Origin of the sequence: Burkholderia anthina (genome assembly GCF_001547525.1) — a bacterium.
Lineage (GTDB): Bacteria > Pseudomonadota > Gammaproteobacteria > Burkholderiales > Burkholderiaceae > Burkholderia > Burkholderia semiarida.
Window position 1 is genome coordinate 214,002 of sequence record NZ_CM003769.1, and the last position, 16,225, is coordinate 230,226.

The following is a 16,225-nucleotide window of genomic DNA, read 5'->3' on the forward strand; positions in this document are numbered from 1 at the left end:
CGGGATGGCGACGAGCACGGGGGAAGGCGCTGCTCGCATTCGCGACGGCATCGTCGGTGCGAAATGCGCGATCGGCCGGCGACGACGAACGGCGACGGCCCGGGATTCGCGAACGAATCCCGGGCCGCGGATCGACAGCGGATGCCGGGCGTCGCATGCGTTGCCCGGCACCGCGCATCGCTCAATGCGATGCAAGCCGCATCAGAACTGATAACCCGCGCCGACCACCGCGCCGAAGTCCGACCGCGCGTTGCCCGTCACCGACGCCTTGACGACCCAGCGGTTGCTCTCCGTCACGTACGAGTAGCCGGCCGCGAAGCCCTGCTGGCCGTGATAGTTCGACGTCGCCGCCGACACCATCGAGCGCCCCGCGCCGGTCGGCTGCGGCAAGCCGGCCACCGCCATCGCCGACGCGACGCCGCCGTACATGTCCTTCTTCAGGTCGTTGAACGCGTTGTACACCTGCCCGATGCGCTGGTCGGTATACCCCTTCGCCTGCGTCGACGCCGTCGCGAGGTTGTCGTTCAGTTGCTGCACGTTCACCGCATCGGTCGGCGCCGTGCCGGCCGCGACGTTCGTGATCTGGCGCTCGCTGCCCTTCGCGCCGACCGAGAACGAGTTGTCGCGATCGGCGACCGAACCCTGGCCGACCGCCACCGCGTTCTTGCCGGTTGCCGTCGCCGTCGAGCCGATCGCGCCCGCATCGGCACGTGCGATCCACGTGGTGTTCGCATCGGTCGCGACCGCGCGGATTCGGTCGTTGGCCGCCACGTTCTTCAGCGCGTTGTTGAACTGGCCCACGTTGACCGCGTCGTTGTCGTTCACGCCCGCCGCGACACCGGTCAGCACGCGGTCGCCCGCCGTGCCCGAGAAGTTCACGCCCGTGCCGCCCGCGTCCTTGCCGACCGTGATCGCGCCGTTCGGATCCTGCTGCTGCACGAGGCCGGCCTTGCCGTTCGCGATGTTGGTCACGCTCCCTTGCAGGTTCGAGATGTCGGTGGTGTTCTTCGCCACCTGCTGGTTGGTCGCGTAGAGCTGCGAGCCGTTCACCGCGTCGGTGCTGGTCGCGCCGAGCGTGCCGGCCTGCACGTTCGTGATGCGCGTGCCGCCCGCGCCGCCGAGCGTGATCGTGCTCTTCGAGCTGTCGTCGTACTGCACCGCGAGCGCGCCGAGCTGGTTCAGGTTCGACTGCACGTCCTTCAACTGCTTCACGTTCACCGCGTCGGTATCGCTGGTGCCCGCCGCGACGTTCTTCAGCACGACCGCCGACGTGGCATCGCCGCCGACGAGCGACACCGAATTCAGCCGGTTGCCGCTCGGGTCGACGTCGTACTTGACGACGTTCTTCACCGCTTCGCCGGCCTGGTTCGACACGTTCGTGATCTGCTGTTCGAGCGCGGTCTTCACGCCCGACAACTGGCCGCCGTTGACCGCGTCCGTGCTGCCCGCGGCGAGGTTGCCGTCGGCCACGTTCGTCAGCTTCGTCGGCGCACCGCCGCGCGCGGCGTTGAACGCGCCGAGCGTCGGGTCGAATTGCAGCGCATCCTGTTGCAGCCCGGCGATCGCGGCCGTGTTGCCCGCGATGTTCGTTTCGGCATTGCCGAGGCGCGTTTCGTGATTCGCGAGCGTCGTCGTGTTGCTGCCGACGCGGCCGTCGAGGTTCGTCAGCGCGTCGCCGACGTTGTTGAACGCGTTGCCGCCGATCCTGTAGTCCGGTGCGCCGATCGAGCCGTCCGCGTTCGCCGTCGCGCCGCCGCCGAGCGCGGCCGCGACGCCGTCGGTCGTGCGACGCAGTTGCGCGCCGTTCACCGCATCGGTGCTGCCGGCCGCCACGTTGCCTTGCGCGACGTTGGTCACGCGCACCGGGCTGCCGCCGTTGCCCGCGCCGAGCGACACCTGCTGCTTGCTCGCATCGTCGTACTTCACCGCCAGCGCGTCGAGCTGGCTCGTCCCGTCGTGAATCGCCGCGGTCAGCTGATCGACGTTGACGGCATCGGTGCCGCTCTTGCCGGCCGCGACGTTGCTGATCAGTTGCGGGCCGTGGCCGCCGTGGCTCGCATCGTACGCGCCGAGCGCCGGGTTCCACTGCAGCGCGTCCTGCTGGAGCGCCGCGATGTTGCCGGTATTCGTCGTCACCTGGTTGCCGACCGCCGTGATCGACTGGTTCAGTGCGTCGGTCGCCTTGCCGAGCTGGCCCACGTTCACCGCGTCGTTCGCGGCCACGCCGTCCGCGACGTTGTGCAGGCCGACCGGCGCCGTTGCACCCGTGCCGCCGAGCGTGACACCGCCGTGCGCATCGTCGTCGTACTGCACCGCGTTCTTCGTCGCGTTGCCGATCTGGCTCGCGATCGACGTGCTCAGGTTGCCGAGCGTCGTGCTCAGGTTGTTCGTCACGCTCGTGCTCAGCGACGCGAGGCCGCCGTTCAACTGGCCGACGTTCACCGCATCGTGCGCGTCCTTGCCGTCCGCGACGTTGCGCAGCGTGGTGCCGTCGGGGCCGGCGAACGTCACCGAGTCGAAGCCGCTCGCGCCGTCGTACTTCACGTTGCGCGTATCGGCCGCCTGCAGGCCGGCGATGTTCGATGCCGCCGTGCTCAGCGATCCGTTGATGCCGGTCACGCTGTTCTGCAGGTTCGTGATGTTCGACGCCGCGGTCGAAAGAGACGTCTGCAGCGGCGCGATGCCGCCCTTCAACTGCCCGACGTTGACCGCATCGGTATCGGCGACGCCGGCGGCCACGCCGCCGATCGTCGTGCCGGTGGCGCCGTCGAGCGCGATCGCCGCATGCGAGTCGTCGGTGTATTTGACGACGTTCTGCGTCGCCGTGACGATGCTCGTGCTCAAGCTGTTGCCGACGCTGGTCACGCGCTGGTCGACGTTGGAGATCGTGGTCGACAGCGCATTGCCGACCGACGTCACGCGTGCGTCGACGTTGCCGATGCCCGTGCTCAGCGTACTGTTCACGTTCTTCAACTGCTGGACGTTGACGGCGTCGGTATCGGCCGCGCCCGCCGCGACGTTCTTGAGCTGGCGTTCGCTGCCGAGCGCGCCGAACGAGACCGCCCCGCCGACCGGCGCGGCCGTGCCGCCGAACACCGGCGTGCCGCCGTTGTTCGCGCCGATGCTGCCCGAGCCGATCGCCACCTGGTTGTTGTCGTTCGTCTGCGCGCCGGCGCCGATCGCCACCGACTGCGTGCCGCCGGCGCGCGTCTGCGTGGCCGCGTCGTACGATGCGCCAGCCGATACGCCGTCGCTCGACGTCGGATTCGCACCGCCGATCGCGACCGAGCGGTCGCCGCTCGCGAGCGCCGAGTGGCCCAGCGCGATCGAGCTCGTGCCGTGCGCATCGGCGACGTTGCCGAGCGCCATCGAGAAATCGCCCACCGCCGCCGACTGGCGGCCGACCGCCAGCGACGTATTACCTTGTGCCACCGCCACCGTGCCGATCGCAGTGGCCGAGTTCGCCAGCGCCTGCGAGCCGACCCCGATCGCGATCGCGCCGCCGCTGCCGCTGCTGCCCTTGCTGCCCGCGTTCGACTGGTCGCCGATCGCGATGCCGCTGGCGCCGGCCTTCGCGTTGGTGCCTTGCGTCACGTTGGTGGTGCTGACGGCCACGTAGCTGCCGTTCTTCGTCGCCACGCACAGCGGGTTGGTGCCGTCGATGCACTGGCCGTTCAGCGCGTTGTCCGGGTTGCCGCGGTCGACGAAATTGTCCGCGTGGGCGGCGCCGGCGATCAGCACGCCCGCGCCGGTGAACATCGCGGCGGCGAGCGCCGAAATCTGCTTCCTCTTCATGGTCTTCTGCTCCGTTGTGTAGCGTCTGGTTTGAATACGGACTACTTACTTTTATTGACAGCTTCGACTTCGATTGCGACTTCGGTTCTGAAACGGATTCCGCCGCCGGGCCGGCCATGTCGACACGACGCGTATCGAGCACAGGTTTCGGCAGGGCGTTCGAGGGCCCCGGGCATGACGCCGGATCGATGCTCCGTTCCGTTAATTCGACAACTTCATCAGGAATACATATTGATTATTGTGGACGAGCTTTTCCCCGACTGAATCCCGAGATTCAATCCGCCGTCGTGACATCTCCGATTTTTTGCCGCGCCGACCGCGACCTACCCCGCTTCTTTTATTTCATCTCCGGAAACCGGAGTTTCATTGCCGTGCGGCGAGCCCTTGCCTGGACCGTCATCAATCGATGCGCAGCCCCCGGGTCGGGCAACGTCCGTCACCGCTTGCGCTGCCCTGCTCCACCCGTCATTCAAAGTTCGGACGAATTATGAGACACGAGCCTGAATTATTAAAGGCGACATTCTTTATAGATTGTAAAATTCAAAACATTCAATGAGTTACGATAAATACACCCATTCCGCAAACGATTTCGCGACAATGCAATTAATCCAGATCTTTTATCGGGCGGATAAATACTTTGCTCAAGCGGATTCAAATGATGTTTTTTCTGAAAGCGACAATCGGCAAGCCGGCCGCAGGTGCGCATTCACGATGAAAAATACGCGTAAACCACGAGGCTCGACGCGCATCGACGCTTCATGTTTCCTGTCGGAAACCGCCATTTTCGATAATCGAAAAGGAGGAATTGCGAGAATGGCGCCGCCATGGCTGGTCGGATTCGAAATATGCTCCTACAATTCCGCTCGCACCGATTCCGGCAGCCGCGGCCATCTCGACGCGAGCACGGCAATCCCTCGCGTCCCGACCGGCTCGGCGATCCAGACAGCGAACGCCGCGCGATACGTCGAACGGTTGCGTGCCGCGCGGGTCCGCCCGTGCCGGAATCGATGCGAGCGTGCGATGCGACGGATGCATCGCCACAGAGCGGGCTCCGACGTTTCCTCCGCACCGGGCAGGCCACCCACGGAAACGCAGCCAACCGCCTTTTCACCACAGGTGCACGATGCCTTCATCGATCTCCGCATTGAGCGACGCGCATATCCTGATCGTCGACGATCAACCCGACCAGCTCCGGTTGCTGACCGACATCCTGCGCAGCACGGGATGCCGGATCAGCATCGCATTCGATGGCGCGCAGGCGTGCCAGCGCGCGCAGGCGCTGATGCCCGACCTGATCCTGATGGACGTGCGCATGCCGCGCATGGACGGCTTCACCGCGTGCCGCCTGCTGGCCGCCGATCCGCTGACGTGCGCGATCCCCGTCATCTTCCTGACCGTGGCCGGCGCATTGCACGAGCGGCTCGAGGGGCTCGAGATCGGCGGCGTCGACTACGTGGTGAAGCCGTTCGAGCCAGCGGAGGTGATCGCGCGGATTCGCGTGCAGCTCTCGCGGACGCGACGCGAACGGCCGGCCGACCCGGAACCGGCGGAAAACCCGTTCGCCGGCGGCAAGGACGACGACATCATCGTGCGCGCGGCCATTCGCCACCTGTCGCGCCGGCTGAACGATCCGCCGACGGTGGAGGAACTGGCGCGCGCGGTCGGCACGCACGAGAAGCGCCTGTCGCGTGCGTTTCGCGACAATCTCGGCCAGACGGTGTTCGAATATCTGCGCTACGAACGGCTGCGCATCGCGCAGGATCTGCTGGATTCGACCACGCTCAGCATCGCCAGCATCGCGAAGGAAATCGGCTTTTCCACGCCGGCCAATTTCGCGACCGCGTTCCGCGAACGGTTCGGCATCACGCCGACCGAATGGCGGCGCCAGCGCGATACGGGCGCGCGCGCCGCTACCCGGCAGCCGCAACGCCGCGCGTAGGCCCGATGCGGCACGGTCACGCCTACCAGTTGTACTTCGCGCTGGCCAGCACGGTCCGCTCGTTGCCGAACACGCATACGGCATACGACTGACAGCCGCTCACGTAGCGCCGGTCGAACAGGTTCGCGACGTTCACCGCGAAACGCCAGCGCGGCAGGTCGTAATGGATCGCGAGGTCGTAAAGCGTCGCGCTCGGCACCGTCAGCGAATTGTCGGGTGCGCCGGCCGACGCGCTCTGGTAGCGCACGCCGCCGCCGACGCCGAGGCCCGCCAGCGCGCCCGTGCGCCAGGTCCAGTCGGCCCACATCGACGCCATCTGCCGCGGCAGCGGCACGGACACCGGCCAGTGGTTCAGCGACGCGTCGTTCGCCTGCACGTTCTTGACGTCCTGATACGCATACGACGCGACGATCGACAGCTCGCGCGTCACCTTGCCGACCGCGCTCAGCTCGATGCCGCGCGAGCGCACCTTGCCGGTCTGCACCGACGTCGTGGCGCTCGGGTCGAGATTCACCGGCGTCGGCGTCACGACGTTGGTCTGGTCGATCTGATACACGGCCGCATTCAGCATCAGGTTCCGGCCGGGCGGCTCCCAGCGCAGCCCGGCCTCCGTCTGCGCGCCGCGCGTCGGCTTCGGCAGGCCGCCGCCGAACATCCGCACGCCGATGACCGGATCGAACGACGTCGAATAGCTGACGTACGGCGACAACCCGGCGTCGCCGCGATAGGTGAGCCCGACGCGCCCGGAGAACGCACTGACGTCCTGCTGGGCATGCGTGCCGGCGGTGCGGTCGTCGAAGCGCGCATTCACGAAATCCTCGCGGCCGCCGAGCGTCAGCGTCCAGCGCCGCCAGCGGATCTGGTCCTGCGCGTACACGCCAACCGAGTTCATCGCCGTGTACTGATCGACGTGGCCGAGCGACGTCGGCCCGGCGAAGATCGCAGCCGTCACCGGCCGATAGACGGGGTGATACAGGTCGAGCGACGGGGCGAGCGCGAGCCATACGCTGTTGGTCGTCGTCTGCCGGTCGAATTGCACGCCGAACAGCAGCGTGTGTTCGAGCGGCCCCGTGCCGAAGCGCGCCTGCGCGTGATTGTCGACGTCGAGCCGGCTGTAGTTGAGCTGGAACAGCCCCGCGAAACGCATCATGTTCGTCGTGCTGCGCGGCGCGAGGCCGTTGCCGAACACCGTCGCGTCGTCGAGCGACAGGTGCGACCAGCGCACGTCCTGATGCAGCGTCCAGATCGCGTTCACGCGGTGTTCCAGCGCGTAGCCGAGCGACCATTGCTTCTTGCGATAGTCGTTGAACGACGGGTCGCCCATGTAGAGGTCCTGCGACAGGCGGCCGTTCGGGTTCGGCAGCACCGTGCCCGACGCGGGCAGGAAGTTCGACGAGATGTCGCCGCTATCCTGCAGGAACGTCGCGGAGAACGTCAGCGACGTGTCGGCGTTCGGCCGCCACCGGAACGACGGCGCGAGCGCGACGCGCCGGTCGCCGTTCGGGCCGGTCACCGCATTGCCGTCGCGCGCGACGCCGACGAACCGGTACGCATACTTGCCGTCCGGGTCGAGCCTGTCGCCGACGTCGAGCATGGCCTGCTTGCGCGCATCGTTGCCGATCTGCACGCCGGCTTCGCGCACGCGCTCGCCGTTGGCCAGCTTCGTGTGCGCGTCGACGATCGCGCCCGGCTCGCCTGCGCCGTACAGCACCGACGTCGGCCCGCGCAGCACCGCGATCGAATCGATCGTGTACGGATCGACCCGCCAGTTCGCGATCACGGCCGTGTCCGGCGCCGGCAGCCCGTCGACGTACAGCGTCGGCGTGAAGCCGCGCAATGCCGCATACCAGTCGGTGCGGCTGTCGGCGCCGAACGTCGCGAAACCCGGCACGTAGCGCAACGCCTGGTTCAGGTCGGCCGCGCCGGTCATGTCGATCTGTTGCGCGGTCACGAGGTTGATCGTTTGCGGAATCTCTTCGATCGGCGTGTCGGTCTTCGTGCCGGTGGCGGTGCGCCGCCCGACGAGCCCGACGGACGAAGCGTCCGTCGGCCCTCGCACGTCGATGGCCGGCAGCACGGCCGCCGCCGCGGCGCCCGGCGCCGATGACTGCGCGTGCGCGCCGCCCGCGGCGGCCACGCACAATGCCCCGCCGGCCGCGATCGCCCGCGCGCGCCGCCGCGCTCCTGTCTCCGTCCACATCGTGTCGATACTCCGTCGTGCTGGGTTGGCCCGTTCTGCCGGATCGGCGGACCGTATGTCGCCGGAGGGCCGCCCGATGATGTCGTGATTGTCGTGCTCGCGATGCCGCTGCCGCGTCGCCCGGCAAGCACGGGCCGATCGCGTCGTTCGCGAGCGCAGCGATCATACCGGCCGAACGTGGCGCGGTCTTTAAAAAATAATCCGGTCGGCACTCCCCGCCGGTTCAAAGTGGCGCATTGTCGATCGCGCGGGCGGCGGCGTCATCGCGGTCGCCGGTTCGCGCCGGTGGCCCGCCGCACCGGCCGCCGGCGCAACCCATACCCCGTCGCGCGCAGGCGGCCCGCGCCGCGGCACGCATCTTGCGCCTCGCCGCGATCGCATCAAGCACCCCGGCGCAGCCGGGCATCGACGTGACACGCACATCCGGCAAAATTCACATCGGCATTTCGGGCTGGCGCTACGCAGGCTGGCGGGGCACGTTCTATCCGGACGACCTGAAGCAGGCGGCCGAGCTGCGGTACGCGTCGGGCCGGATGCAGACGATCGAGATCAACGGCACGCACTACAGCCTGCAAGCGCCCGACAGTTGGCGGCGCTGGTACGCCGACACACCGCCCGGATTCGTATTCAGCGTGAAAGGCTCGCGCTACCTGACGCACATGCTCCGCTTTCGCGACGAAACGGCCACGATCGCGTGCGCGAATTTTTTCGCTCAGGGCTTGTTCGCGCTGAAGGAGAAACTCGGGCCGCTGCTGTGGCAGTTCCCGCCGTCGCTACGCTTCGACCCGGCGCACATGGAACGCTTCCTGAGCCTGCTGCCGCACGACACGGAGGCCGCGCTCGCACTCGCCCGCCGGCACGACGGGCGGGTGCGCGAGCCGTATTTGCGGATCGACCGCAAGCGGCCGTTGCGTCATGCGGTGGAAGTCCGCCACGACAGCTTCGTGGACCCGGCGTTCGTGAAGCTGCTGCGCCGCCACAAGGTCGCGCTCGTCGTGTCGGATTCGACCGAGGCGTGGCCGCAGTTCGAGGATCTGAGCGCGCGGTTCGTCTACATCCGGCTGCACGGCACCGAAACGAAGTATTCGGGCGAATACGCCGATGCGGCGCTCGAACGATGGGCGCGCAGAATCGAAGCGTGGAGCCGTGGCACGCAGCCCGACGATGCGCGTCTCGCCGCACCGGCGCTGCAACCGCCGCGTGCGCAGACGCGCGACGTGTACTGTTATTTCGACAACGACACGAAAACGCAGGCGCCGTTCGATGCCGGGCGGCTGATGGCGCGGCTCGGGCTGCATGCGCATGATGCGGTAATCGAATGAAATGCTCGGCGCGCCGCGGGCATCGGGCATGCCGTCCGGGCACCGCGCGGGCACCGCGCGGGCAGGCGCGCAATATGCTCCGGTTCTGCCGGCTCGCGCCCTTCATCGCGCCCGCCGTGTGCGCCCGGTAAATCTTGCATGCCCGGTAACCGGCGCCATGGGCCAACACTGCAAGGAGAAAAGCGATGACCCTGCTTATCTATCTGGTGGGATGGATCATTTTCATCGGCGGCGTCGCCTGGGGTTTGATGACGCTGCATGTCGCGCAGTACGTCATCGAGATCGTGGCCGTCATCCTGTTCGGCATCGCGGTCATCACGGGCGCGACGCGCGCCCGGAATCGCGACCGGTCGTAGCGCGGCGCGCATGCCACGCGCTCGCCGATCGCGGTGACCACGCTGACCGCGTGCGGTGCCCGATGCACGCCGACGGCCGCGTCCGCGCCAAACGTTCCATGCGTCGGGCCGCGGTGCGATGAGGCGCGGTGCGCGACGGCGCGCGCCAGATAGTAGGCAACGCGTGCGTTCTTTGCATCGGCGGCGACAGGTGCGCTACGCTCCATTCGACCTCGTATCGCGGGTCAGAATTTAAGCGCTTAAACACCCAGAAGCCGACCCCGCGTCCGATGGGGTCCATCACACGGAGGATGACGATGAACAGACGATCGATGCTGCGCTGGAGCATGTCGAGCGCGGCGCTTGCGTGCCTCGACCTGGCTGGCCCGCTGCCCGCCTTCGCACAACCCGCACCGCGCCGTGCGGCGGCGAGCCCATTCGCGATGGGGGCCGACATCTCGACGTTGCCGGAACTCGAAGCGCATGGCGCGGCCTTCTTCGACCGCGGCGGCGCGCCGCGCGACTGCCTGAAGATTCTCCGCGCGCACGGCGTCGACTCGATCCGGATCAAGGTCTGGAACGATCCCGGCAATCCGGATTTCTTCCCCGCGAACCAGAGCGCTGCAGCGGGCTACAACAATGCCGCGCACGCCGTTGCGCTCGCGCAGCGCGCAGCCGCGCTCGGCATGCGCATCCTGATCGACTTCCACTACAGCGACTGGTGGGCCGACCCCGGCAAGCAGTATCCGCCGCATGCATGGGCCGGCAAGAGCCTGACCGAAACCTGCGCGCTGCTGTCGGCGTACACGACCGACGTGCTGCGCCGGCTGCAACGCGCCGGCGTGCGCCCGGAGTGGGTGCAGATCGGCAACGAGATCACGGGCGGCATGCTGTGGCCGCTCGGCCGCTACGACCAGTGGGACAACCTCGCGCAGTTGCTGAAAACCGGCCACGACGCGGTGAAGGCCGTCGATCCGCGCATCAAGGTGATGCTGCACATCGACAGCGGCGGCGACAACGGCAAGAGCCGCTGGTGGTTCGACAGCGCGACGCAGCGCGGCGTCGCGTTCGACGTGATCGGCCTGTCGTACTACCCGCAATGGCAAGGCGCGCTCGACGATCTGCGCAACAACGCGAACGATCTCGCGGTGCGTTACGACAAGGAGCTGATCGTCGTGGAGACCGCCTATCCGTGGACCACGAGCGACGGCGATTCGGAGCCGAACGCGATGACGAACACCGGATCGACGACCTTCCCGCCGTCGCCGGCCGGCCAGGCGCAATTCCTCGCGGCGGTCGTCGATATCGTGAAGGGCGTGCCGGGCAATCGCGGCAAGGGCGTATTCTGGTGGGAGCCGGAATGGATTCCGACGCCGGGTGTCGGCTGGAAGCTCGGTGCGGGCGACCAATGGGACAACAACACGCTGTTCGATTTCCACGGTCACGCACTGCCGTCGCTCGACGCGTTCCGGCAGCGCTGACGCGTCACGGCATCGCTGCTTCACCGCACCGGCGCATGCCGCGTCAGTGCGGTGAATCGAAGCCGCGGCGCGCACTGCCCGTACCGCTCTCACCGTCGGCGCCGCCCCGCTCGCCGTACGCATCCACGGCGAGCAGCGCGCACGCCACGAGCGCGATCCCGCAGCATCCGGCGAACGTCGCGCGATAGCCGAACAGATCGACGCACGCGCCCGACAGCACCCCCGATGCGATCGAGCCGACCCGCGCCGTGCTGAAGAACATCGCGGTCGCGGTGCCGGGGCGCGTGGGCATCAGGTCGCACACGCGCGTCATCCCGAGACACGACGTGATCGCGACCACGCATGCGCTCAGCAGTTGCAGCGGCAGGATCAGGTTCGCGCGCGTCACCGCCGCGAGCCCGATGAAATATGCGGCATGCACGAGCGCGCACGCGGTCAGCCAGCGCGCCTTGTCGAGGCGCGTCGAGCGCATGCCGAGCCACAGCATCATCGGAATCTCGAGCAGCGCGGCCAGCCCGAGCGCGGCCGACACGTTCGCCGGCGTGCCGCCGAGCGCGCGCACGATATAGAGCGGCAGCACGATCATCGTCGCGTTCGCCGCGAGCCCGATCAGCGTGAGCGCGACGAGGGTGCGCAGCACGCTGGCGCGCGGCGCGACGGCCATCGCCGCACGCGCATCTTCAGGCGGTGGCCCGGCGCGGTCCATTGCCCGCACGTGCACGGCCGCGGGCCGCCGCGCCGGCTCCGGAATCCGTGCGACGATCGCCGCGCATGCGACGAAGCCCGCGGAAGCCGCAAGAAAGAGTCCGGTAAAACCCGTCTGCGCGAGCATCAGCGCACCGAGCGCGGGACCGAACACCCACGCGATCGACAGCATCGTGCGCAGCGCGGCCGATGCAAGCTCGCGCTGTGCATCGTCGGCGACGGGCAGCACCGCGCGTGCGAACGAGAAGATCTGCGACAGCGACACGGCGCCCGCGCCGAGCAGGATCGTGCCGGCGGCGATCACCGGCCCATGCGCGCGCAGCACGCACAGCAGCGCAAAGCCGAGCGCGGCAGCCGCGAGCGACACCACGAGCAGCGGCCGGTGCCGGTCGCGACGATCGGACCAGCGTCCGGCCCACGTGCTCGCGACGACGCCGCTCGCCGCGATCAGCGTCAGGAAGACGCCGGCCAGAAACGGCGACATCCCCACCGCCTCGACGCCGAACAGCGACAGGTACGGCGCGGTGAACGACATCGCGACGCCGAGCATCAGCGCCGCCGCGGACAGCGGCACGAAGTACGCGATTCCCGCAAGGCGCGCGACATGCAACCGCGGCGACCGCAACGACTGCATCGCGTCAGTCCGGCTCGACCCAGGCGGCCACGTCGACCGCGCCGAGGTCGCGGCTGCCGAGCACGAAGCGCGCACCGCCCGGCGCGGGCAGCATGCATGGCGTGTCACCGTAGTTGAACGCGAACGTGACGCGCCCGCGTCGACGCAACCGCACACCGTCCGGCAGCGCGTACGCTTGCAACCCCGCATCGCGTGCGCAGCGGGCAACGATCGCGCGCAACAGCGTCCGATCGAAACAGGCAGTCGCCATCGTCACGTGAGCGCGCCGCACGAGCGCCGGCACACCGTCGTCGCATGCGGCCAGTACGTCGACGCCCGGCGCCGCGTCCATATCGACGTGATCGCGCCATTTCAGCGCATGACCATCGACGCCGTCGAACGACACACGCGGCGCGAGCGACGGCCGCAGCGACTCGACCTGGCCAATCCGCACCGGTAGCACGTTGCGCAGCTTGCCGGGTGCGAGACCCGGCGCGATCGCGAATTCCGCGGTGCGCGAACCCGTGCGCGGCCCGAACAGCCAGTGGGCGTGTCCGCTCGCGGCCTGCTCGACGATGCGATCCGTGACGACCGGCAGCGTCGGCGCGACGACGAACGCATAACGCGACACATCGGCGCCAGCCGCGACGATATCGACGTCGAGGCCCAGCTCGCGCAGCGCGCGATACCAGTCGAACACGTGCTGTTGATAGTCGAAATCGGCGCCGTGCGGCTGGATCCGGATCATCCAGTCGGCCTCGTAGTCGAACAGCAGCGCGACGCGGGCCGTGTCACGCTCGCCGGCGACGAGCGCGGGATCCAGCGCGGCGATCTCGCGTGCGACGCGCGCCACTTCGTGACCGCCCGGCGACAGCCGGTCGTCCGGCGCGTTGAGTCCCGAATGCAGTTGCTCCTGCGCATGCGGATACTGCCGCCACCGGAAATACGACACGAGCTCCGCGCCGTGCGCAAACGCTTCCCACGTCCACAGCCGCACCGCGCCCGCGTGCGGCACCGGGTTGTAAGGCCCCCAGTTGACGGGCCCCGCCTGCTGCTCCATCACCCACATCCGGCCGTTGCCCACCCCGCGATACAGGTCGTGCGAGAACGCCGACACGTCCGGATGCCCGGTGCGGGCCCAGCGTTGCTTGTCCGCTTCATCGAGCGGCAGCACTTCAGTGCGCGGCACCGGATAGCTGTCCCACGCGGCGACGTCGAGGCCGCCGCGTGCGAACGCGTAATGATCGAACTCGGCGAAAAAACCCATGAAGTTATGCAGCACGTCGCGACCCGGCGCGTGCGGACGGATCGCGTCGACCTGCGCGGCATGAAACCGCGCGACCTCGTCGGACTGATAGCGCCGGAAGTCGAGCAGGTGGGCGGGATTCGCGTCGGTCGGCGTATGACGCGGCAGTTCGATCTCGTCGAAGCCGCGATATTCCATGCTCCAGAACACGTTGCCCCACGCGCGGTTCAGCGCGTCGATATCGCCATGACGCGTGGCGAGCCACGTGCGGAAACCCTGGAGTGCCGCCTGTGTATAGCTCGGCAACGTGTTGTGACAGCCGAGTTCGTTGTCGGTCTGCCACGCGATCACCGCCGGATGCGCGCCGTAGCGCCGCGCCATCGCGTCGGCGATGCGCACGCAGTGCTCGCGATACACGGGGCTCGCGATGTCGTAATGGCGACGCGAGCCGAACTGCCACACCGCGCCATCGACACCCACCGGCAGAATCTCCGGATGACGATCGACGAGCCACTTCGGCGGCGCGGCGGTCGGCGTGCCGAGTACGATCTTCAACTGCTGGCGTGCGAGCGTGTCGATCGCGTCGTCGAGCCATGTCCAGTCGTAGCGGCCGGGCTCCGGCTCCATCCGGCTCCACGCGAATTCGGCGATCCGCACGCGCGTCAGGCCCAGTTCGGCCATGCGCCGCGCATCGCGATCCCATTGTTCGCGCGGCCAGTGTTCGGGGTAGTAGCAAACGCCGAGGTGCATCGTGGATTCCTTGGAGAAAGAGGATGGACGGGTCAGCCCTTGGTCGCGCCGAACGTGAGCCCTGCGACGAAGTGCTTCTGCATCGCGAAGAACATCAGCACCGACGGTAGCGCGGCGAGCACGGAGCCTGCCGACACGATGTTCCAGGCGGTCGTCCACTGCCCTTTCAGCGCGGCGACGCCGACGGTGATCGGCGCCGCGTCGTCGCCTTGCGTGAGGCACAGTGCCCAGAAGTAGTCGTTCCACACGAACGTGAACACGAGGATCGCGAGCGCCGCGAGCGCGGGCCGCACGAGCGGCAGCACGACGCGCCAGTAGATCGCCCACTCGGACGCGCCCTCGACGCGCGCGGCCTCGATCAGCTCGAACGGCAGCTCGCGGATGAAGTTGCGCAGGAACAGCGTGCAGAAGCCGGTCTGGAACGCGGTGTGGAACAGCACGAGCGCCCATACGGTGTTGTACAGGCCGACGGCGAGCATGATCTGCCGCACCGGGATCATCAGGATCTGGATCGGCACGAAGTTGCCGGCGACGAACAGCCCGAGCAGCACGAGATTGCCGCGGAACCGGTAGTTCGCGAGCGCGTGCCCGGCGAGCGACGCGAGCAGGATCGACGCGGCGACCGACGGCACCGTGATCAGGAGGCTGTTCGCGAAGTAGTGGAGCATCGGCGTCTGCGTGAGCGCGGCGCCGTAGTTGTCGACGAGCGCGAACTGCTTCGGCCAGCTCCAGTAATGACCGGCCATGATCTCGTCGGTCGAGCGGATCGACGTGACGAGCACCGCGAGCAGCGGCACGAGCCACAGCGCGAGCGCACACGGCAGCGACAGCCGGTACAGCAGGCGGGCGGGACGTCCCCAGCGGGACACGGGCATCGGATACATTTGCGATCCTTACGATTCGACGCGCACCAGCTTGCGCAGCTGCCACACGATATAGACGAGCATGATCGCGAACAGCACGACCGCGATCGCGGCCGAATAGCCTTCGCGGTAGTACTTGATCGCCTGGTCGACCATGAAGTACGCGAGCACGGTCGAGCTGTCGAACGGGCCGCCGCCCGTCATCACCGAGATCAGGTCGAAGCTGCGCAGCGCGCCGATCACGGTCAGCACGACCGCCATGAACGTCGCGGGCCGCAGTTGCGGCAGGATCACGTGCCACAGCAGCGTGAAGCCGCGCGCGCCTTCCATCCGCGCCGCTTCGACGATCTCGCCGTTGATGCCGGTGAGCCCGGTCAGGTACAGGATCATGCAGAACGGGATCTGCGGCCACAGCGCGGCGACGATCACGCCGTAGGTCGCATAGCGCGGATCGCCGAGCACCGGGATTCCGTGCCCGACGATCAGCTTCAGCAGCCCGAACGTCGGGTCGTAGAACCACGAGAACACGAGGCCAACGACGACGCCCGGCAGCACGAACGGCGCGAAGAACAGCGACTTCACGAGCCGGATGCCGAACACGTTCTGGTTCAGGTACAGCGCGAGCGCGAGGCCGAGCGGCGGCGCGGCGAGGAACAGCGCGAGCCACAACACGTTGTTCTTCAGCGCGACGGTGAACGTATCGGACTGCAGCAGCTCGCGATAGTTGTCGAGTCCGGCGAACGTCATCGGCGTCATCCCGTCCCACTGATGGAAGCTCAGCCAGATGCTGCTGACGATCGGGTACAGCACGAACACGGTGAAGAGCGCGAAACCCGGCAGCACGAACCACAGGGCCGCGCGATTGCGCCGCCGCGCGAGCGACGCGCGCGCAGGCCGCCGTGGGCCGGCATCGCGGCGCGCGGCGCTTTCGGACAGGCTGATTGACATGAGATGACCTTCGATGAAACGAACGTGA

General features: G+C 67.9%; 10 protein-coding genes. 4 read left to right on the forward strand and 6 right to left on the reverse strand.

The window, feature by feature from the left end; all coding sequences use genetic code 11:
* Nucleotides 1-201: 201 nt before the first annotated feature.
* Entirely contained in the window at nt 202-3,795 is a 3,594-nt protein-coding gene (locus WS64_RS17260; RefSeq protein WP_060967100.1) for a YadA family autotransporter adhesin, read from the reverse strand.
* Between the two features lie 1,123 nt (nt 3,796-4,918).
* On the opposite strand from WS64_RS17260, the gene WS64_RS17265 reads away from it, so the two are divergent.
* Entirely contained in the window at nt 4,919-5,734 is an 816-nt protein-coding gene (locus WS64_RS17265) for a response regulator transcription factor (RefSeq protein ID WP_060010504.1), read from the forward strand.
* A gap of 22 nt (nt 5,735-5,756) precedes the next feature.
* On the opposite strand, the gene WS64_RS17270 is transcribed toward WS64_RS17265, so the two are convergent.
* Complete coding sequence (locus WS64_RS17270; protein ID WP_060967101.1) at nt 5,757-7,934, reverse strand: TonB-dependent siderophore receptor; 2,178 nt, start codon at nt 7,932-7,934, stop codon at nt 5,757-5,759.
* 410 nt (nt 7,935-8,344) lie between these two features.
* Here WS64_RS17270 and WS64_RS17275 point away from each other — a divergent pair, with 410 nt between their 5' ends.
* From WS64_RS17275 to WS64_RS17280, 3 genes are all read left to right on the forward strand, one after another.
* Complete coding sequence (locus WS64_RS17275) at nt 8,345-9,256, forward strand: DUF72 domain-containing protein (RefSeq protein WP_059637895.1); 912 nt, start codon at nt 8,345-8,347, stop codon at nt 9,254-9,256.
* Nucleotides 9,257-9,441: 185 nt separating this feature from the next.
* A complete protein-coding gene (locus WS64_RS34945) occupies nt 9,442-9,612 on the forward strand; it encodes a hypothetical protein (RefSeq protein ID WP_167351632.1) in 171 nt (56 codons plus the stop codon).
* Nucleotides 9,613-9,908: 296 nt separating this feature from the next.
* Nucleotides 9,909-11,072, forward strand: a complete 1,164-nt coding sequence (locus WS64_RS17280; RefSeq protein WP_059578019.1) for a glycoside hydrolase family 53 protein — start codon at nt 9,909-9,911, stop codon at nt 11,070-11,072.
* A 43-nt stretch (nt 11,073-11,115) separates the two neighbouring features.
* Here the strand turns inward: WS64_RS17280 and WS64_RS17285 are convergent, their stop codons facing one another.
* From WS64_RS17285 to WS64_RS17300, 4 genes are read right to left on the reverse strand one after another with little or no spacing between them, the layout of a single operon-like run.
* Complete coding sequence (locus WS64_RS17285) at nt 11,116-12,411, reverse strand: sugar efflux transporter (RefSeq protein WP_060967102.1); 1,296 nt, start codon at nt 12,409-12,411, stop codon at nt 11,116-11,118.
* A gap of 4 nt (nt 12,412-12,415) precedes the next feature.
* A complete protein-coding gene (locus WS64_RS17290; protein ID WP_060967103.1) occupies nt 12,416-14,386 on the reverse strand; it encodes a beta-galactosidase in 1,971 nt (656 codons plus the stop codon).
* A gap of 32 nt (nt 14,387-14,418) precedes the next feature.
* Nucleotides 14,419-15,270, reverse strand: a complete 852-nt coding sequence (locus tag WS64_RS17295; RefSeq protein WP_059577686.1) for a carbohydrate ABC transporter permease — start codon at nt 15,268-15,270, stop codon at nt 14,419-14,421.
* Nucleotides 15,271-15,279: 9 nt separating this feature from the next.
* Complete coding sequence (locus tag WS64_RS17300) at nt 15,280-16,197, reverse strand: carbohydrate ABC transporter permease (protein ID WP_060967104.1); 918 nt, start codon at nt 16,195-16,197, stop codon at nt 15,280-15,282.
* Between the last annotated feature and the right edge of the window lie 28 nt (nt 16,198-16,225).